Genomic DNA, 18,434 nt, shown 5'->3' on the forward strand with positions numbered 1-18,434 from the left:
GGGGTCAGCTGTGGGCGAAGATGTCGATCTCGTCCCAACCGGCGAGATCGAGCGCCGAACGGTCCGGCAGGAAGTCGAAGCAGCGGGCCGCCAGTTCGGTGCGGCCCTCGCGCGCCAGCATCATGTCCAGCTTGGCGCGGGCGGCGTGCAGATAGAGGACGTCCGAGGCGGCGTAGTCCAGCTGGGCCTGGGTCAGTTCGGCCGCGCCCCAGTCGGACGACTGCTGGGCCTTAGACAGATCGACGCCGACCGTCTCGCGCACCACGTCCTTCAGGCCGTGGCGGTCGGTATAGGTGCGGGCCAGTTTGGAGGCGATCTTGGTGCAATAGACCGGCCGGGTCTCGACCCCCAGGTGCAGCAGGAACATGCCGATGTCGAAGCGGCCGAAATGGAAGATCTTGGTCACCGCCGGATCGGTCAGCAGACGCTTCAGGTTCGGGCAGTCGTAGGCGGGGCGGTTCAGCCGCACGACATGGGCGTTTCCGTCGCCGGACGACAGCTGGACCACGCACAGGGGGTCGCGGCGGAAGCGCAGGCCCATGGTCTCGGAATCGATGGCGACGTCCGGTCCCAGGTCCAGGTCGTCGGGCAGGTCGCCTTCGTGCAGGTAAACGGTCATGGTCTGGTTCTTACACGGCTGGGGGACGGGACGAAACGGCTTACAGCGAGACGAACGGGCCTCAAGCAGCCGAGCGCCGCGCGCGAGGCGGTAGGCCCCAAAACGAAGATGGCCTCAAGCAGCCGAGCGCCGCGCGCGAGGCGATAGGCCCAAAAAGCAAACGGCGCCGTGTCCGAAAACACGACGCCGCTTATAATATGGTGCCCAGAAGAGGACTCGAACCTCCACGGCCGTTAAGCCACTGGCACCTGAAGCCAGCGCGTCTACCAATTCCGCCATCTGGGCCCCGTCGGCAGCGCCTTGCGGCGTTTCCATCGGGAAGGCGCGGACCTCTAAGGGAGGGTCCGGGCGGGGTCAACAGGGATTTTTCGTCGGAGGTCGGTTTTATTTCGCAAGCGCGGCCGCAACCCCCGGCGGGTGGCCATTCGGCGGGTCTGCGACTAGGGTGGCGATTGTTTTCCGCGCCTTCTCCTCCCCTTGATCGGTGCGCCCGTGATCCTGACCGTCCTTCGCGGCGGCGCCCTTGTGGCGCTGTTGATCCTTTTCGTCGCCATGCTCGGGCCCTTCCAGGGGGCCGAGGAGGGTCTCGGCCTGACCGACAAGCCGGCTCACGCCATCGGCTTCTTCATCATCACCGTCTGCCTGACCCTGATTGCGCCCGGCCTGGGGGTCTGGCGCACCGCCCTGCTGGCCCTGGCCCTGGGCACGGGCGTCGAGGGGGTTCAGGCGCTCAGCGGACGGTCGGCCAATCTGTTCGACCTGATGGCGGACGGGGTGGGCGTGGCGGCGGTCAGCGCGCTGCGGGTCTGGGCCGAGCGGGCGAGACCGGACCTGTTTTCCGCGCGTTAAGCCTGTTCGCTTACCCCGCTTTGAGGCCTGTCCCCTATGGATGGAGCATGGCGGACGCGTCCCTGATATCCCCGACGACAGAGCGTCGCACCAGCCCCCGCGCGGCCTATCGCAAGCGGCGGCGGCGGCGCGAGCGGGTGCATATGTTCGGCCAGCTGGTCGATCTGGTTAAGCCCGAAGAGGTGCTGCACCACGTTCAGGACGCGGTGGCCGAGGGCCGCAAGAGCCTGGTCGCCAACCATAATCTGCACAGCCTGTATCTGATCCAGAAACATCCCGAGATGCGGCCCTTCTACGACAAGGCCGAGATGATCGAGGTGGATTCGACGCCGATGATCTGGTTCTCGCGGGCCCTGGGCCTGCACAGCCGGGGCTTTCATCGCTGCACCTATCTGGACTGGCGCGACCATTTCTGGAGCGTGGCCAACCGCAAGGGATGGCGCGTCATGTCGGTCGGCGGCGAGCCGGGCGTGGGCGAAGAGGCGGCGCGTCGCCTGGGCGCCCGCTATCCCCGGGCCGAGATCCGCACCCGCCACGGCTTCTTCGACGCCACGCCCGGCTCGGCCGACAACGCCGAGATCGTCGCCGAAATCCAGGCGTTCAAGCCGCACATCCTGTTTGTCGGCATGGGGATGCCGCGCCAGGAGCTGTGGACCCTGGCGGTGTACGACGCCCTGCCCGACTGCGTCATCTTCTCGGTCGGGGCCGCCTTCGACTATGAGGCGGGCACCCAGACGCCGGCGCCCCGCTGGATGGGCCGCGCCGGGGTCGAATGGGCCTACCGACTGGTGCAGAACCCGCGTCGGCTGTTCACCCGCTACTGCGTCGAGCCCTGGGCCCTGATCCCGCTGGCGATCCGCGATCTGCGCGCGGCGCGGCGTCGCATGATCGGCAAGCAGGCCCGGCGGACCGAGGACTTCGGCGCCCCGCCCGTCGATAATTTCCCGCGGGGCGGCTGACGGATCAGGACGGCGCGGCGATCCGGGAGCGGCGGCGCGGCTGAGGCTCGCCAGGCGCTGCGGTCAGCGGGTTTTCGACGGTCGGGCGCGCCGGCGCCGCCGTCGGCGGGGGCGGCGCGCTCGAAACCGGCGGCGTCGCGGGTTTGGGTGCGACCGGGGCCTGAACCGGCGCCGACGACGGCAGGGGGAGCGGCAACGGAGCCATGGTGACCACAACGGGCGGCGGCGGCGCGAGCAAGGGATCGTCCAGCTCCAGCGGGTCGATCGGCGTGGCGACCAGCGCCATCTTCGCAATCGTCGGCTCGACGCCCGCGTGACGGCCGGTGAAGGCGGGCGGCAGGCCCCAGCCTCCGCCCCAGCGGTAGAAGATATGGGTCCCGATCTGGCGCATCTTGACCAGACGCTCGGCCCAATAGGGGGCGACCCAGTCGGTATGATAGTGGGTCGCCATGCCGACGCCGGAGGCGACGAAGCCGTTCAGGGCGCCGCCGGCGGCCAGACGGGCGCGGGCCCAGCCCTCGGGCGAAGGGGGACGGGTCATGGCGCCGTCGCAGGTGAAGCTGAACTGGCAACCGGTCGCCCGCTCGGATCCCTGGAAGACCACGCCGCAGATGGTCTTGGGATAGGCCGGGTGGCGCATGCGGTTGACCACGACCTGGGCCACCGCCGCCTGGCCCGCCGCCGTCTCGCTGGCCGCCTCGTAATAGACGGCGGCGGTCAGGCAATCGAGGGCGCGGGCATAGTCCTCGAGCTTGTCGGCCGGCATGATGAAGGGCTTGGCCGAGAGGATCGGCAGGGTCGAGAACGGCAGCGCGGCGTTGAAGGCCCGCGCCTCGTCCGGGGTGATGGGGCGGATTTCATCCGGCGCCAGGGTGGTGTCCAGCATCTGTTGCATGCCGGCCGGGGTCTGTTGCGCCAGTCCGGTCGGACGGACGACAGCGGGCGCGCCGCGCGCCGCGCCCTGGGATCGGAACACCAGAACCGCAGCCACCGCGAGCGCGAGGGCCAAAAGCGCCAGGCCGATCACGTGAATCCGCTGGATACGACGACGGGGCCGCTGTGACGGGCGGGGTCGGCGCGGTCCGGCGAAGGGCGGCGGCGTGGATGGCGTTTCGCGGTCGATGGTCATTCTTGCTCCGGCAGAGGGGACGCAGGGCCGCGCGGGGCGTCCGATCAATCCACACACAGCAAGTGCGGCGCCGCGATGACGACGCCGCCTGGAGAGTGATGAACCTTAAGGCGCCAGGCCGCCCTGTGCCGTTTCGACCCAGTGCTCGTCGCCAGTGTATCAGGGCGGGAGCGCGAAATCTTCCGGAAAGCGGCCTCAGCCCGCCATGCGAACCCATTCGAACGTCTTGCCGGGGGCCTGACGCTCGCGCCACTTATAGTTCGCCTCATCCCAGCGCGAGATGCGGCCCGTCAGATTGTCCAGGACGTAGTCGCCCCGGTCCGTGGCCACCAGAAGCACGGCGTGGGTCTCGCCCCAGCGGGTCTCGACCACGGCGATGGACAGCGCCCCGACCGGATAGCCGGCGCGAACCAGGGCGCGGCGCTTGGCCAGGACATAGTCCTCGCAGTCGCCACGCGCGCGGTCTCCGTTGGGCACGGCCCAGTAGTCGCCGACGCCGTAGACACGCGCATCCGAGCCGCTGCGGATATGGCGATTGACCTGACGGTTGATGTCGCTGATCGCCTTCCAGTCGCTGTCCGACAGGGCGATGACCGGGGCGGTCTTGACCGCCGCAGGGCGCGCCCAGGATCGGTCCAGATCCCTGACGCGGGCCGAGACGTCGCGACCGAAATCCTCGGCTGACGGGGCCGCATCGCCCTGGACGGCGTCGGCTTCAACGGCGGGCGTGGCGACGTCTTCCATCGCCACAGCGACGCCGTCGCGACGCGGATCCGAGACGGCAGGCGCGGCGGCGCGTTGAGGGAAGACGCGGCTCCAGTCGAAGCCGTTGGAAGGGTTCGAGGCGGCGCGTGTCGCGGCCGGACGGCTGGAGGCGACCTGTTCCGTGCGTCCGAAAACACCGGCCCAGTAGAGGGAATTGGCGCGGGCGCGCATCTCGGCGAGGTTCACACGCTCGCCCGGGGCGACGCAGTCGCGGGGCGAGCGTTCGCAGAAGTCGAGGAAGCCGACCGGGGCGGCGGCGGCAGGGCCGACCGGCATGTGCGCGGGCCCTGCGGGTCGCGGTCCCGCCGCAGCGGCTCCGGAAACGAAGACGGCGGCGGCGAAGACAGCGCCGCCGATCACGCCTGAACGGCGCGGCGAGCGAACAATCGACATGGGCGATCCCTGTTTCATGGGACCACCCTGCCTGAGCCATATCAATATGAGCCTTAGAAGTACGGTTTAGGGGGGCTGTAGAAGATTGGTTTCGGCCGCATTAAGCGTCTTTTCATCTTCGGCCCGATCTTTGCTGCGGCGCCGCATGCATCGCCTTGGAAACACCGGGCGGCTTGCGCTATGCTTGAAAGAAGCAAGGGATGATGATCATGCGGAATTGGTTGAGCGCGGCTCTTCTGGGGCTCACCCTGATGTTCACCCTGGCTGCGTGCGGGTCAGGCCCCCTGGCGGCGGCCGGGTTAACGGATGCGGCCGTGGATCCCAGCGTGGTCCGCACCGTGCCGGAATATCGGCTGGGCGCGGCGGACAAGGTTCGGGTCAACGTCTATGGCGAAGAAGCCCTGACCGGCGAGTTCATCGTCGGCGGCAGCGGGCGCATCTCCATGCCCCTGATCGGCGAGGTCCAGGCGGCCGGTCTGACCATCACCGAGTTCCAGACCGAAATCGCCGAGTCCCTGAAGAAGGGCTATATCAACGAGCCGCGCGTCTCGGCCGAGGTTCTGAACTACCGCCCCTTCTATATTCTGGGCGAGGTCAACAAGCCGGGCGAATATCCCTACACCAACAATCTGACGGTTTTGAACGCGGTGGCCACGGCGGAAGGCTTCACCTACCGGGCCAATACCCGTCAGGTCTATATCAAGCGCGCCGACGGCACGGGCGAGCAGGCCTATCCGTTGACGACGGCGACCCAGGTGGCGCCGGGCGATACGATCCGCATCGGCGAGCGCTTCTTCTGAGGCGACAGACTTGCCAAGCCCCCTGCGGTTGCTGATCTAGGGGGATGTTCTCCAAACTGTTCAAACGCCGTCCCTTGGAATCCGAACGCCGCAAGGCCTCGACTCCGGAGGACACGGCGGCCTGGGCGGTAGGGGACATCCACGGGCGTCTGGACCTGTTGTCGCCTCTGGTCGAGGCGATGATCGCGGACCTGGAGGCCTCGACCGCCAGCCGCAAGCTGATGATCTTCCTGGGCGACTATATCGACCGGGGGCCGGACTCGAAGGGAGTCATCGACCTGCTGGCCGGCCTGCGCAGCCGCGGCCTGTTCGAGCTGCACTTCCTGCGCGGCAATCACGAGGACCGGATGGAGGCCTTTCTGGTCGATCCCGACATGGGACCGGGATGGTGCGACTATGGCGGTCGCGAGGCCCTGGCCTCGTATGGGGTGAGCCCGCCGTTCGACAAGACCGACGCCGCCGGATGGGCCGCCGCCTGCGAGGCGCTGAACGCCGCCGTCGATGAGCGCCAGCGCGCCTTCCTGGCCGCCCAGGACTACAGTTTCACCCTGGGGGACTATTTCTTCGCCCATGCGGGGGCCGAACCCGGCGTGCCGCTGGACCAGCAGGATCCGCAGCAGTTGATGTGGGTGCGACACGAATTCCTGAACCATCCCGCCCCGTTCGAGCGGGTGGTCGTCCATGGCCATACGCCGACGGAAGCCGTCCACGCCGACCACCGCCGCATCGGCCTGGACACCGGCGCCTACGCCACCGGCGTGCTGACGGCGCTGAGGCTGGAGGGGGAGACGCGCGCGCTGGTGCAGACGGCCTTGGCCGGCGGACAGGTCAGCCTGAGCCGCCGCCCGCTCTGAACTCAGGCGCGCCGATCAGATCGGCATGGCCATGATTTCCTTGTAGGCGGAAATCACCTGGTCGCGCACGGAGATCACGGTTTCCAGCGACGCCTCAGCCGAGCTGAGGGCGGTCACCACATCGATCAGATTGCCGTTGCCCTGGATCGACTGGGTCATCTGGGTTTCGGCCGCCCTGGACTGCTGCGTCATGTCGGTCATGGCGCTCTTGACCAGGTCGGCGAAGCCGTTGTCGCCGGAGGCGGGCGGTTGCGCCACCGTGGGCATGGCGCCGCCCTGAACGGCGGCGTAGGCGCGGGCGGCCATCATCGGATTCATGGCCTAGTCCTCAGCGTTTGATGATGTCGAGGGTGCGGCTGTCCATCGACCGCGCCGTCTCGATGACGTTCAGATTGGCCTCGTAGGCGCGCTGGGCCTCGCGCATGTCCATGGCCTCGACCAGGGTGTTGACGTTGGGCCGCATCACATAGCCCTGGGCATTGGCGGCCGGGTGCGAGGGGTCGTAGTCCATGTTGAAATCGCTGTCGTCCGGCCGGACCTCGGCCAGGGTGACGCCGGTCGCGCCGTCGACCTCGCGCGCCTGGAAGACCGGGATCTGACGGCGATAGGGCTCGCCGCCCGGCGTGCGCGCCGTGGACTGGGCGTTGGCGATGTTCTCGGCGATGACGCGCATGCGCGACTGCTGGGCCTTGAGGGCCGAGGCCGCCACCGCCATGGCGCTGTTCGAGGGGGGGATGGGATCAGGCATGGTTCAGTCCTTCGTCTCAGCCCGCGCCGGGCTTGCGCGCGGCCATGCGGATCATGGACATGGATTTCTGGTAGAAGCCGATGGCGGCGTCATAGGCCATGCGGCTCTCGGCCATCTTCAGCATCTGCTCCTCGACCACCACCGAGTTGCCGTCGAGCGTGGTTTCCGAGTCCGGCGACTTGGAGGAGTCGAAGCGCGGCGCGCTGACGGCGGGGGCCAGATGGGCCTTGTTCGTGCGCACCATCGGCAGCCCCCCGCCCGAGCGCATAGCGGCGGCGAAGTCGGTGGGCTGTTTCAGGTCGCGACCGACGAAGCCCGGCGTATCGGCGTTGGCGACGTTCGAGGCGATGACCCGCTGGCGTTCGTCCAGCCAGCCCAGCCGGCCCTTGATCTGTCCCAGCAGCGGAATGTCGGCGACGCCCATGGCGATCTCCCGTGGCGCAGATGCGCGCGATGGGCAGAAAATGCCGCCTGCATGGTTAACAGGCCGTTATCTAAACCCATCGTTAACCGTGGTGGTTAAGACTCTGGGAACAGCGCCGACAGCGCGGGGCCCTAAGCGTATGAATTTCCTCGATCTCGCCCGCGCCGTTTTCGGCCTGGCCTTTACCCTGGGTCTGATCGGCCTGGCCGCCTACGCCGCGCGCCGCTATGCCCCGCAGCTGATGGCCCGGCTGAACGCCCAGCGCGGCGAGCGGCGGATGCAGGTGGTCGAGACCCTGGTGCTGGATCCCGCGCGGCGGCTGGTCCTTGTGCGAATCGACGAGGAAGAGCGGCTGATCCTGCTGGGCGAAGGGCGTGAGCTGATCGAGCCGCGCCAGACGGAGATCTTCAAGTGAGCGGGCCCGGCGTTCTCCCTCCCCCTGCGGGGGAGGGGCGTCGCGCAGCGACGGGGTGGGGGCGGCAAGGCAAGGCCGCACGGACTGTCGATGGATCGCCCTGCCCGCCCCACCCGGCTCCGCTACGCTCCGCCCCCCTCCCCCGCAGGGGGAGGGAGAAAGTCTTCGCGGTTCCCGCGGCATCCGAGCTGAAGCGCGCGGCCTTGCTGTCGCTGTTCACCACCCTGGTCTGCCTGGCCTGGCCGTTGGCGGCCTTCGCCCAGGATGCGGCGGCGGGGGGATCGTCGCTGAACATCGACCTGGGAACGGGCGCAGGCCTGACCCAGCGGGTGGTGCAGCTGGTCGGGCTGATGACCGTGCTGTCGCTGGCGCCGTCGATCGTGATCATGACCACCAGTTTCGTGCGAATCGTCGTGGTCCTGTCGCTCCTGCGGACGGCCCTGGGCATGCAGCAGTCGCCGCCGAACGCGGTTCTGGTGTCCCTGGCCCTGTTCCTGAGCGCCATCGTCATGGCCCCGACCTGGCAGGACGCCTATGATTCGGGCATCCGTCCGCTGCTGGATCAGCAGATGGAACTGCCCCAGGCCTTCGATGCGGCGTCGGAACCTGTGAAAACCTTCATGCTGGCCCAGGTGGACCGTTCGGACCTGGCCCTGTTCACCCGGTTGAGCCGCGTCGAGGCCCCGACCAACCTGCAGGATCTACCCCTGCGCGTGGTCACGCCCGCCTTCATGATCAGTGAGCTGAAGAAGGCCTTCGAGATCGGATTTCTTCTTTTTATTCCGTTCCTTGTGATCGACCTGGTGGTGGCCAGCGTGTTGATGTCCATGGGTATGATGATGCTGCCGCCGGTGGTGGTCTCCCTGCCCTTCAAGCTGATCTTCTTCGTGCTGGTGGACGGCTGGAGACTGGTCGCGGGAAGCCTGGTCGAGAGCTTCCAACGGGCGTCCGGAACCGGATAATCCCCGCCCCATAAGGCTTTGCGCCTTTTACCCGCTTGCAATACCGAGCGAAATCCGTGTTGATCCCCCAGTCCTCGCCCTGAATCGGGCGACTAACACTGGAAATGTTTCTTATGACCACTCAAGCCGAACTGATCGCCGCCGTCGCCAAGGACGCCGGTGTCTCGCAGGCCGACGCCGGCAAGGTGCTGACCGCCATCGTCGAGAACATCCACGCCAGCCTGAAGGCCGGCGGCGACGTGCGCATCTCGAACCTGGGCGTCTTCGACACCGCCGCCCGCGCCGAGCGTGAAGGCCGCAACCCGGCCACGGGCGCGACCATCAAGATCGCCGCGTCCAAGGCCGTCCGCTTCCGCGTGTCCAAGCCCCTGAAGGACGCCGTCAACGGCTAAGGCTTCTCGGTCCCTGCGGGGACCGATCTGCTGATCAACGGGCGGGGGTCGCTGGGCGATTCCCGCCCGTTTCTTTTCTGAAGTCCTGTTTGGCCGCATTGACCCAGCCGACGAAGGTGTCGGCATTGACCGACAGGCCCGAGAAGTCGGCCGCCCCCGCCACGCCCGACAGATCGTCGTCCAGGGCCACGCGAATCGCATTGGCGGACCGGGCCCGCGCGATGAAGGGCGAATACTGGCCGCGCAGGCGGTCCAGCGCCGCACGATTGCCGGTCAGCGAATAGCCGACGCCGGCGCGGATCAGCCAGCTTTCCTCGACCGGGGTCAGGGGCGTCGTTCCCTGCTTGTAGCGATCGCCCAGCCGGGCCTCGTACAGGGGGGCCGCCTCGGCCCATTTCTGCTGTTTCCAGAAGATGTCGCCGCGCACCTCGCGCGCCGGGCCGGACTGATCCTTGTCCAGCACTTCCAGCGCATGGTCGTAGCGGCCCAGATCCATCAGGGCGCGAGCCTCCAACGCCCGACGTTCGGCGTTGACCGCGGTCGGCAGCAGGGTGGTGCGCGAGCCCCAGAGGGCCTGCAGCGCCTTCTCCGGCTGGCGGTCCATCAGATAGACGGTGGCCAGGTTGGTGGCGACCTGGGCGCGGGCCACCCCGTCCAGTCGTTCGTCCACCTGATGCTTCAGCAGTTCGGCGGCCTGATCCAGCAGGTCGACGTCGATCAGGCGGCGCGACAGACGGCGCACCATCTCGTCGCCGTCAGCGCCGATGGGGGTCAGTTCGCGGAAGTCGTAGAAGAGGGCCAGGGCCTGGACCGGCTGAAGGCCGTCGGCGGCGCCTTCCAGGAACAGGGCGCGGAAGGCGTTGGACTGATCGGCCTGAATCTCGGCCGCGCCGGGCACGCCCGCCATCCGCTTGCCGGCGCCGCGCAGGGCGTCCAGGGCCTCGCGGTAACGTCCCTGCTGAAGATAGATGCCCGCCAGCTTGCGGACCACCGCCAGCTCGGTCGCGTCGCCGCGCCAGCGCCACTTCAGCAGCTCCAGCTGCTGGGCCGCCTGGTCGGGCGTCAGGACGCCCTTTTCCATCTCGAGACTGATGGCGCCCAGTTTGGCGGGGGTGGCGATGCCGTCCAGGGGCGCGCGAGCCACGGCCTTGTAGACCGCCAACGCCCGGTTCTTGTCGCCGGACAGGTCGAACAGCCGCGCCTGAACGACACGGGCGGTGAGTTGATCGGCGGCCGAGGCGTTCTGGCTGAAGACATAGTCCAGCAACTGGCGCGCGGCCGGCAGGTCGTTGGTTTCAATGGCCGCCAGGGCGTGGGCGGCGCCGAAGCGGGCGCGCCATTCCTTGGGGAAGTCGTCGATGACCGAGGCGCCGGCGGCGAAGGCGCGACGCGCCCCCTCCCAGTCGCCCTGTTCGGCGGCGATATAGCCCTGCCAGACCTTGGCGGCGGGATCATTGGACAGGGCCGAACCGGCGAAATCGACCTGGGCCTCCTCCAGTCGGCCGACGCCGACGCGGGCCGCGCCGCGCAGGCCGCGCACCTCGGGCTCGCCCTGCATATTGGGGGCCTTGGCGATCAGGGCGTTGATGACGCCGATCGCTTCATAGTTCAGGCCCGACCCGACCAGGAAACGGGCCAGGGCCATCCGCGCCGCAATGGGGGCGCGGGGGTTGTCGGTTCCGTCGATGGTCTCCTGGGCCGCCGCGTCCTGAAGACGGCGGTAGCGCTCGGAGAAGCCATCCTCGCCGGCGGTCGCCCATTCCTCGAGGATCAAAGCCGGGTGGGCCGCGCGTTTCGGGGCGTCGCCCTCATGATCGGCCGCTTCCAGGGTCGCAGACGGCGGCGACAGGGTCAGGCCCTGGGGACGGCTGAGAGTGACGAGGTCGCCCTCGGCCTCGATCTTCAGGTCGTCAGTGGCGGTTTCGACCGCGAGACCCTGGGCGGTGGGGATCAGGGTAAGGTCGACGGTGCTGCGCGTGCCCGAGAACCCCTTGCCGGGCGCCAGGGCGGTGACGGCGGCGAACCGGTCGCCGACCAGGGGATCGGTCAGCCAGACGGTCTTGGTCGCCCCGGCCATCCGCGCCACCAGACTGGCGGACCCGTCTTCCGAACGGCCGATCTCGACGCCCGAGGCGCCGGCGGGGGGACCGCCGATGGTCACGGTCCAGGCGCCGCCCTGCCCCTCGGCGACGACGGGCAGACCGTCGGGCGCGGCGATACGGACGGCGGTATAGTCAGGCCCGGCGGCCCAGCGCGCGTCCTTGGCGGGCCCGAGGGCCTTGGCCCCGGTCAGGTCCATCTTGGCGGCGGTGTCGAAGACGACCCAGACCGCCTCGCCCCGGCGGAAGACGGCGGCGCCCACCGGTGCGCCCCACTGGAAGGTCAGGACGGTTTTCTCGGGCGAGGAGACGGCGCGGACGGGGACGACGGAATTGACGAGGGCCGCACGCTCTTCCTGCGTCGGCTCGGGCGCCTTGCCCGGCGCATAGAGGTTCAGCCAGACGGCGCCGTCGGCGACGCCGGACCGGGCGTCGGCGCCCTCGGCCAGGGTGATGACCAGATCGGTCGCCCCGCCCCGCGCCATCCGCGTCTCAACGGCCTTGACCCCCTCGGGCGGATCGACCCGCAGGCGCGACACGTCGGGCGCGGCCGAGACGCCCAGGCGGATGATGACCTTGTCGGCCTCGCGCCGGACCTGGCTGCGCACGCCGATGACGCCGCCGAACTCGACCCGGGTGAATTCGCTGGACTGGCCGATGCTGATCGACAGGGGATCGCCCGAGCGGCCGACCTCCTGGGCCAGGGGCGCCAGGGGCGCAAAGGCGACCGCGCCGGCCGCGGCGGCGGCCACGGTCGACTTCAGGAGGCGCTTTCTGTGCGAGGTCCCGGACATATCCGTGGAGCCTTGCCTCACAAGCTCTTTAATCGCGGTTAACCGACATCAACCGGGATTCTACGGATAGGACGGTTCGTCCCCGCGACACCGCGCGCGATCCGGCTCATGATGGGGCCATGACCGATTACCCGCGCCTCAGCACCCTGAAAACCGGCCTGGCCTGTCGCTGCCCGCGCTGTGGCCAGGGAGCCCTCTTCCGCGGCTATCTGACCCTGCGCGAGTCCTGCCCCAAATGCGGGCTGAACTATGGGTTCGCCGATCCGGCCGACGGGCCCGCCTTCTTCGTCATGACGGCGGTCGGGGTGGTCGGGATGATCCTGCTGATGGTGTTCGATTTCAGCGTCAAGCCGCCCATCTGGGTGCACGCGGTCGTCACCCTGCCCATCCTGATCGCCATGTGCCTGGGCTGCCTGCGGCCGTTCAAGGCCTGGCTGGTGGCGGAGCAGTATGTGCACAAGGCCGCGCCGCCGGTGTTTTCCAGCAACGGCAAGCACGGGGACTGAGCGCGGGCTTCCCCCAAATTCGTCATCCTAGGGCTTGTCCCTAGGATCCATAATCCGGTCTCAACGCGGGAGCGCCCTGCGGATGCACCGGGAGTATGGATCCTCGCCACAAGGGCGAGGATGACGACTTTAGAGGGTGAGTATGACGGTCTTAGAGGTCGCCGCCCCCTCAGCCCTGAAAACCTTACACCTCAGTCGATGCAGAGGGTCGGGCCGGCCTTGCCGTCCTCGACCGGCGTATTGCAGCCGAAGCGGTCGCTGGTCGCCTGGCAGACGCCCGCCGTTGTCGCGCCGGCCTCGATGCCGGTGTTGCCCTCGACGCGGCAGTCGCCCTGGCACTGGTCGCCGTCGGTGCAGCGTTTGCCGGCGTCGGCGTAGCTGATGACGCACTGCCAGGATTGCATCCGGCCGACCTGTTTCATCGCGCCGCCCCGCGCGGCGCAGGCCGAGGCGTCGGCGCTCTGCATCGGGGCGTCGGAGCCCGCGCCCGTCGTCTGAGGGGTGCAGGCGGCCGCCATGAGGGCGGCGGCGGCGATGAGGGCGATACGGATCATTTGACCTGTCCTTTGGTGAAGCCTGACCAGACGTCGTCGTAGTCGAGCTGCATCTGCGGTGATTCCGACGCCCATTTCGTGACACGGATCGGCGCCCGGGTCTCGAACATGAAGGCCAGGGTGTCAGTGATCTTGTGCGGTTTCAGTTCCGCCTGGATCGCGCCCTCGTAGCTGGCCTGATCCGGGCCGTGGCCGCTCATCCGGTTGTGCAGACTGGCGCCGCCGGGCGCGAACCCCCCGGCCTTGGCGTCATAGGCGCCGGTCACCAGGCCCATGAACTCGCTCATGACGTTGCGATGGAACCAGGGCGGGCGGAAGGTGTGCTCGGCCACCATCCAGCGCGGGGGGAAGATGACGAAGTCGATATTGGCCGTGCCCGGGGTCTCGGACGGGCTGGTCAGGACCGTGAAGATCGACGGATCGGGGTGGTCGAAGCTGACGGTGTTGATCGTGTTGAACCGCGCCGTATCATAGCGGCAGGGCGCCAGATTGCCATGCCAGGCCACCACGTCCAGCGGACTGTGATCGAAGGTCGTGGCCCACAGGCGGCCGCCGTATTTCTGGACACACTGGGTCGGGCGATCCACATCCTCATAGGCCGCGACCGGGGTTTCGAAGTCGCGCGGATTGGCCAGGCCGTTGGCGCCGATCGGCCCCAGGTCCGGCAGGCGGAAGGGGCTGCCGTAGTTTTCGCAGACATAACCGCGAACGGGGCCGTCGATCTCGACGCGGAAGCGGACGCCGCGCGGGATCAGGACCACATGGCCGGGTTGGGCCTCGATGACGCCCATCTCGGTGACGAAGCGGTGGGCGCCTTGCTGGGGCACGATCAGCAGTTCGCCGTCGGCGTCGTAGAAGACGCGGTCGGTCATCGACCGGTTGGCGACATACAGGTGGATTCCCGCACCGGCGCCGGCGTCGGGGTCGCCCGCGCCGCCGTAGGTGACGAGCCCCTCGACCCAATCGGTCGCAACCTCGGGGATGGGCAGGGGATCCCAGCGCATGCGGTTGGGATTGGGCGGAGTCTCGTCGAACGGCCCGGAGCGGACGCGGCCCTGGTCGAAGGCGACATAGGGGCCGTGCTGGGCTGAAGGACGCAGGCGGTACAGCCAGCTGCGCCGGTTCTCGGCGCGCGGGGCGGTGAAGGCCGTGCCGGACAGCTGTTCGGCGTACAGGCCCATAGGCGTCTTCTGCGGCGAGTTCTGGCCCGTCGGCAGGGCGCCGGGCGCGGCCTCGGTCGCAAAATGATTGCCGAAGCCGGTTTGATAGGCGGGCGCGTTGGATCGCGTCATGTGGGTCTCCCTATCCCTTCCGTTTAGCCGGGGCGGCGACCGCCGTCACCCTTTCACCCCTGCAACAGCTTGGCCGTTGGCGCGTTGACAGCCGCCAGGGAGTTGCACGCCATGACCTATCTGACCCGCGCCGTCTTCGGCTTCGCCAGTCTTCTGCTGCTGTTGTCGGCCATGGCCCTGATCGGGTTCGGCGTGAAAGACGCGCTGGAGGGGATCGGCCGGCCGGACCGGTCCGGGGCGGACGCGGTGCTGGACATGCTGGGCTATGTCATCGTGGCCATCGCCGTGTTCGACGTGGCCAAATATATCTTCGAGGACGAGGTGCGGCGCGGCAACGAACGGCGCAGCGCGGCCGAGGCCCGGCGCAGCCTGACGAAATTCCTGTCCACCATCGTCATCGCCCTGTTCCTCGAGGCCCTGGTGGTGGTGTTCAAAACGGCGCGCGAGGATGTCGCCCTGTTGATGTATCCCGCCGCCCTGCTGATCGCCGCCGTCCTGGTGCTGGTCGGCCTGGGCGCCTTCCAGCGCTTCTCGGCGACGGTCGAGGAGAAGGTCGGCGACGACGACGAGGCGGAGGAGCGCAAGGACGCGGTCAAGCGCAAGGCCGACGCCCGCAAGACCTAGGCCGACTTGGGCAGGAAGGGCGAGAAGGTGATGACGGTGAAGGTGTCGCGGACATGCGGCCGGGTCTGGACCTGTTTGGTCACGAAGGTCCCGATGTCGGCGTCGCGCGGCAGGTTGAACTTGGCCAGCAGGTCGTGCTGGCCCGAGGTGGAATAGACCTCCGAGACGTTCTCGACATTGTCCACGATGTCGGCGGCCACGTCGTTGGCGTAGCCCAGCTCGGTTTTGATGAAGACGAAGATGGCGGTCATCATGGGGCGGCGTCCTTTGGAGCGAGGGTGCCGCTTCGTAACGGATGGCGGCCGGCAAGCCGAGACGGGATTCACACCCGTCGGTAAAAAACCGCGCGCTGAACACGGACCTGTGCGCAACCGCTCAGAACGATATGGCCGGCACGACGTTGGTGGGGCCACGCCCGCCTCGATGACAGGCCTGGGCTGTTCAAAACACAGGATGCGACATGGCCAAGACCCCAACCACCGCCGGGACGACCGCCCTGGGCGACGCAGGCGAGTTGCACCAGACCGCCTCGTCGCCCGAGACCCGCACCACCACCAATCATGGCGCCCCGATCAGCGACAACCAGAACTCGCTGAAGGCCGGGCCGCGCGGCTCGACCCTGCTGGAAGACTTCATCCTGCGCGAGAAGATCCAGCATTTCGACCATGAGCGGATCCCCGAGCGGATCGTCCATGCGCGCGGCTCGGCCGCCCACGGCTTCTTCGAGCTGACCGACAGCCTGGCCGACTACACCACCGCCAAGATCCTGACCGAGGTCGGCCAGAAGACCGAACTGTTCACCCGGTTTTCGACCGTGGCGGGCGGCGCCGGTTCGGTGGACACGCCGCGCGACGTGCGCGGGTTCGCCGTGAAATTCTACACGACCGAGGGCAACTGGGACCTGGTCGGCAACAACATCCCCGTCTTCTTCATCCAGGACGCGATCAAATTCCCCGACCTGATCCATGCGGTGAAGATGGAGGCGGACAAGGGCTATCCCCAGGCCGCCAGCGCGCACGACACCTTCTGGGACTTCATCGGCCTGATGCCGGAAAGCACCCATATGATCATGTGGGCCATGTCCGACCGGGCCATTCCCCGCTCGCTGCGGATGATCGAGGGGTTCGGGGTCAACACCTTCCGGCTGGTCAACGCCGAGGGCGTGGCGACCCTGGTCAAGTTCCACTGGCGGCCGAAGCTGGGCACCCAATCCACCTGCTGGGACGAGGCGGTCAAGATCGCCGGCGCCGATCCCGACTATCACCGCCGCGACCTGTATGAGGCCATCGCCCAGGGCGACTTCCCGGAGTGGGAGTTCGGGGTTCAGCTGTTCACCCAGGAAGAGGCCGACGCCCTGCCCTTCGACATTCTTGACGCCACCAAACTGGTGCCGGAAGAGGATTATCCGATCCGGGTGATCGGGCGGATGGTGCTGGACCGGAACCCGGACAACTTCTTCGCCGAGACCGAACAGGCGGCCTTCCTGCCCACCAATATCGTGCCCGGCATCGACTTTTCCGAAGATCCGCTGCTGCAGGGGCGGCTGTTCTCCTATCAGGACACCCAGTTGTCGCGCCTGGGCACGGTCAACTTCCACCAGATCCCGATCAACCAGGCCAAGGGCTGCCCCTTCCAGAATTTCCAGCGCGACGGCCAGATGCAGACCCAGGTCTTCAAGGGCCGGGCCAACTATGAGCCCAACAGCCTGGCCGAGGCGGGCGAGGACGGTGGGCCGCGTGAAGATCCCAAGGGCGGCTTCCGCACGGCGCCCGTCCCGGTCGAGGGCGAGAAGGTGCGGCTGAGGGCCGAGAGCTTTGCCGACCACTACAGCCAGGCGCGGCTGTTCTTCCAGTCCCAGACCGCGCCCGAACAGGCCCACCTGGCCAGCGCCATCGTATTCGAACTGTCCAAGGTGTCGCTGCCGCACGTGCGCGAGCGGGTTCTGTCCAACCTGATCAACGTCGATGAGACCCTGGCCCAGCGGGTGGCCGAGGGGCTGAACCTGCCCCTGCCCAAGGCGTCCAAACCGGCGGTCGCCCCTGTAGATCTGGAGCCGTCGCCGGCGCTGCGGATCATCGGCAAATATCCGGACACGCTGAAAGGCCGCAAGGTGGCCATCCTGGTCGCCGATGGGTCCGATGGGGCGGTAGTCGCCCAGGTCCGCAAGGCGGTGGAGGGCGACGGCGGTTCGGTCTTCGTCGTCGCGCCCAAGATCGGCGGGGCCAAGCTGGCGGACGGTTCGACCCTGGCGGCGGACGGTCAATTGGCCGGCAGCCCCTCGGTGCTGTTCGACGCCGTGGCCATCATCCTGTCGGCGGACGGCTGCGCCCAGCTGATGAAGGAAGGCGCTGCGGTCGATTTCGCCAAGGACGCCTTCGGCCACCTGAAGGCCGTCGGCTTCACCGCCGAGGCCCAGCCCCTGCTGGACAAGGCGGGGGTCGAGCCGGACGAGGGGGTGATCGACCTGTCGTCGGCCGCCGACGCCTTCCTGACGCCGGCCCGCACCCGTCAGTGGGACCGCGAGCCGAAGGTGCGCATGCTGGCCTGATCCGCCCCGCGCAGCCGCCCTCATGCCGATGAGGTCGCGTGGCGATTTCATCGGCGACGACGGGCGGGGTTGCGGCATAGGATATGGCGACGCTTGAGCGTCGTTTGGGGAAGATCGCATGTCTGTCGTCGTCGGTGTCTGGATGATCGCCGCCTTAGCCGCTGGATCGGCCGTTCAGGAGCCGGGCGCCGCCGCCGTGCCGTCGCAGGTTACGGCTTTGGCCGGATGCTGGCAGGGCGCGGGCGCGGTGATGGGCAAGCCGGTGACGATCCGGCTGGCCGCCCGGCCCATCGCCGACGGCGCTCTGTTCCTGATCGAGGCCGACAGCGAGGCGACGGCCGACCCCGCCGACCAGTATGCGGCCCATCTGATCTTCGGCGGCAAGTCGGCGCCCGAAGGCGCGGTCGAGACCATTTCCGCCTTCTGGGCCGACAGTTTCGGCGGCGACTATACGGCCACGGGATCGGGCGCGCCGACAGCGGACGGGTTCGAGGTCGCCTACGCCTATCCCGACGCCCGCTTCATCAACCGCTGGACCCTGGGTGCGGCGGAGCTGAAATGGACGATCACGATGAGGGGTGATGCGGGCGCGGAAGAGGTGTTCGCCGCCTATGAACTGACGCGGACGGCCTGCGCGCCGGGATGAGCACCGCCACGGTGAAACAATATGTTCCGCCGCCGCGCGCCAAAGCCCGCCCAGCCGCTTTC

General features: G+C 68.1%; 21 protein-coding genes and 1 tRNA gene. 11 read left to right on the forward strand and 11 right to left on the reverse strand.

Annotated elements, in window-relative coordinates; translation table 11 throughout:
* Positions 1-4: 4 nt before the first annotated feature.
* Both PKE72_RS01755 and PKE72_RS01760 read right to left on the reverse strand, forming a co-directional pair.
* Positions 5-619, reverse strand: coding sequence for a ribonuclease D (locus PKE72_RS01755; RefSeq protein WP_271163753.1), 615 nt, complete (start codon positions 617-619; stop codon positions 5-7).
* A gap of 198 nt (positions 620-817) precedes the next feature.
* Positions 818-904 (reverse strand) — tRNA-Leu (locus tag PKE72_RS01760).
* 207 nt (positions 905-1,111) lie between these two features.
* On the opposite strand from PKE72_RS01760, the gene PKE72_RS01765 reads away from it, so the two are divergent.
* Both PKE72_RS01765 and PKE72_RS01770 read left to right on the forward strand, forming a co-directional pair.
* Positions 1,112-1,468 (forward strand): VanZ family protein, encoded by a 357-nt coding sequence (locus tag PKE72_RS01765; protein ID WP_271163754.1) that lies wholly within the window; start codon positions 1,112-1,114, stop codon positions 1,466-1,468.
* Positions 1,469-1,515: 47 nt separating this feature from the next.
* Positions 1,516-2,427, forward strand: a complete 912-nt coding sequence (locus tag PKE72_RS01770; protein WP_271163755.1) for a WecB/TagA/CpsF family glycosyltransferase — start codon at positions 1,516-1,518, stop codon at positions 2,425-2,427.
* Positions 2,428-2,431: 4 nt separating this feature from the next.
* On the opposite strand, the gene PKE72_RS01775 is transcribed toward PKE72_RS01770, so the two are convergent.
* Positions 2,432-3,556: a cell wall hydrolase gene (locus tag PKE72_RS01775; protein WP_271163756.1), complete on the reverse strand. Its 1,125-nt coding sequence runs from the start codon at positions 3,554-3,556 to the stop codon at positions 2,432-2,434.
* Positions 3,557-3,751: 195 nt separating this feature from the next.
* Positions 3,752-4,714, reverse strand: coding sequence for a transglutaminase-like cysteine peptidase (locus PKE72_RS01780; protein WP_271163757.1), 963 nt, complete (start codon positions 4,712-4,714; stop codon positions 3,752-3,754).
* A 209-nt stretch (positions 4,715-4,923) separates the two neighbouring features.
* Between PKE72_RS01780 and PKE72_RS01785 the strand changes: the two genes are divergently transcribed.
* A complete protein-coding gene (locus tag PKE72_RS01785; RefSeq protein ID WP_373878060.1) occupies positions 4,924-5,514 on the forward strand; it encodes a polysaccharide biosynthesis/export family protein in 591 nt (196 codons plus the stop codon).
* A gap of 44 nt (positions 5,515-5,558) precedes the next feature.
* A complete protein-coding gene (locus PKE72_RS01790; RefSeq protein ID WP_271163758.1) occupies positions 5,559-6,368 on the forward strand; it encodes a metallophosphoesterase family protein in 810 nt (269 codons plus the stop codon).
* A gap of 15 nt (positions 6,369-6,383) precedes the next feature.
* On the opposite strand, the gene fliE is transcribed toward PKE72_RS01790, so the two are convergent.
* Genes fliE through flgB form a run of 3 tightly spaced genes read right to left on the reverse strand, consistent with a single transcriptional unit; the run spans position 6,384 to position 7,540 of the window.
* Positions 6,384-6,686 carry a flagellar hook-basal body complex protein FliE gene (gene fliE / locus PKE72_RS01795; RefSeq protein ID WP_271163759.1) on the reverse strand — a complete coding sequence of 101 codons (303 nt, stop codon included), beginning with the start codon at positions 6,684-6,686 and terminating at the stop codon, positions 6,384-6,386.
* 10 nt (positions 6,687-6,696) lie between these two features.
* Positions 6,697-7,116 carry a flagellar basal body rod protein FlgC gene (flgC, locus tag PKE72_RS01800; protein ID WP_373878061.1) on the reverse strand — a complete coding sequence of 140 codons (420 nt, stop codon included), beginning with the start codon at positions 7,114-7,116 and terminating at the stop codon, positions 6,697-6,699.
* A 16-nt stretch (positions 7,117-7,132) separates the two neighbouring features.
* Positions 7,133-7,540: a flagellar basal body rod protein FlgB gene (gene flgB / locus PKE72_RS01805; RefSeq protein WP_271163760.1), complete on the reverse strand. Its 408-nt coding sequence runs from the start codon at positions 7,538-7,540 to the stop codon at positions 7,133-7,135.
* Between the two features lie 139 nt (positions 7,541-7,679).
* On the opposite strand from flgB, the gene PKE72_RS01810 reads away from it, so the two are divergent.
* From PKE72_RS01810 to PKE72_RS01820, 3 genes are all read left to right on the forward strand, one after another.
* Complete coding sequence (locus PKE72_RS01810) at positions 7,680-7,955, forward strand: flagellar biosynthetic protein FliO (protein ID WP_271163761.1); 276 nt, start codon at positions 7,680-7,682, stop codon at positions 7,953-7,955.
* 188 nt (positions 7,956-8,143) lie between these two features.
* Entirely contained in the window at positions 8,144-8,917 is a 774-nt protein-coding gene (gene fliP, locus PKE72_RS01815) for a flagellar type III secretion system pore protein FliP (RefSeq protein ID WP_271163905.1), read from the forward strand.
* A gap of 113 nt (positions 8,918-9,030) precedes the next feature.
* On the forward strand, positions 9,031-9,309 hold the full coding sequence (locus PKE72_RS01820; RefSeq protein ID WP_008263548.1) for an HU family DNA-binding protein: 279 nt from the start codon (positions 9,031-9,033) through the stop codon (positions 9,307-9,309).
* Between the two features lie 34 nt (positions 9,310-9,343).
* On the opposite strand, the gene PKE72_RS01825 is transcribed toward PKE72_RS01820, so the two are convergent.
* A complete protein-coding gene (locus PKE72_RS01825) occupies positions 9,344-12,160 on the reverse strand; it encodes a tetratricopeptide repeat protein (protein ID WP_271163762.1) in 2,817 nt (938 codons plus the stop codon).
* A 161-nt stretch (positions 12,161-12,321) separates the two neighbouring features.
* Here PKE72_RS01825 and PKE72_RS01830 point away from each other — a divergent pair, with 161 nt between their 5' ends.
* Positions 12,322-12,708, forward strand: coding sequence for a DUF983 domain-containing protein (locus PKE72_RS01830; protein ID WP_271163763.1), 387 nt, complete (start codon positions 12,322-12,324; stop codon positions 12,706-12,708).
* Positions 12,709-12,899: 191 nt separating this feature from the next.
* On the opposite strand, the gene PKE72_RS01835 is transcribed toward PKE72_RS01830, so the two are convergent.
* Entirely contained in the window at positions 12,900-13,262 is a 363-nt protein-coding gene (locus tag PKE72_RS01835) for a hypothetical protein (protein ID WP_271163764.1), read from the reverse strand.
* Positions 13,259-14,554 carry a homogentisate 1,2-dioxygenase gene (hmgA, locus tag PKE72_RS01840; protein WP_271163765.1) on the reverse strand — a complete coding sequence of 432 codons (1,296 nt, stop codon included), beginning with the start codon at positions 14,552-14,554 and terminating at the stop codon, positions 13,259-13,261. The genes PKE72_RS01835 and hmgA overlap by 4 nt, the downstream gene beginning before the upstream one ends.
* 111 nt (positions 14,555-14,665) lie before the next feature.
* On the opposite strand from hmgA, the gene PKE72_RS01845 reads away from it, so the two are divergent.
* Positions 14,666-15,178: a GNAT family acetyltransferase gene (locus PKE72_RS01845; protein ID WP_271163766.1), complete on the forward strand. Its 513-nt coding sequence runs from the start codon at positions 14,666-14,668 to the stop codon at positions 15,176-15,178.
* On the opposite strand, the gene PKE72_RS01850 is transcribed toward PKE72_RS01845, so the two are convergent.
* Positions 15,175-15,432, reverse strand: coding sequence for an Lrp/AsnC ligand binding domain-containing protein (locus PKE72_RS01850; RefSeq protein WP_183196185.1), 258 nt, complete (start codon positions 15,430-15,432; stop codon positions 15,175-15,177). The two genes, PKE72_RS01845 and PKE72_RS01850, sit on opposite strands and share 4 nt — an antisense overlap.
* A gap of 206 nt (positions 15,433-15,638) precedes the next feature.
* On the opposite strand from PKE72_RS01850, the gene PKE72_RS01855 reads away from it, so the two are divergent.
* Entirely contained in the window at positions 15,639-17,726 is a 2,088-nt protein-coding gene (locus PKE72_RS01855; RefSeq protein WP_271163767.1) for a catalase, read from the forward strand.
* A gap of 118 nt (positions 17,727-17,844) precedes the next feature.
* Entirely contained in the window at positions 17,845-18,372 is a 528-nt protein-coding gene (locus PKE72_RS01860) for a hypothetical protein (RefSeq protein ID WP_271163768.1), read from the forward strand.
* Positions 18,373-18,434: the final 62 nt, after the last annotated feature.

This window comes from Brevundimonas intermedia (assembly GCF_027922165.1).
GTDB lineage: Bacteria > Pseudomonadota > Alphaproteobacteria > Caulobacterales > Caulobacteraceae > Brevundimonas > Brevundimonas intermedia.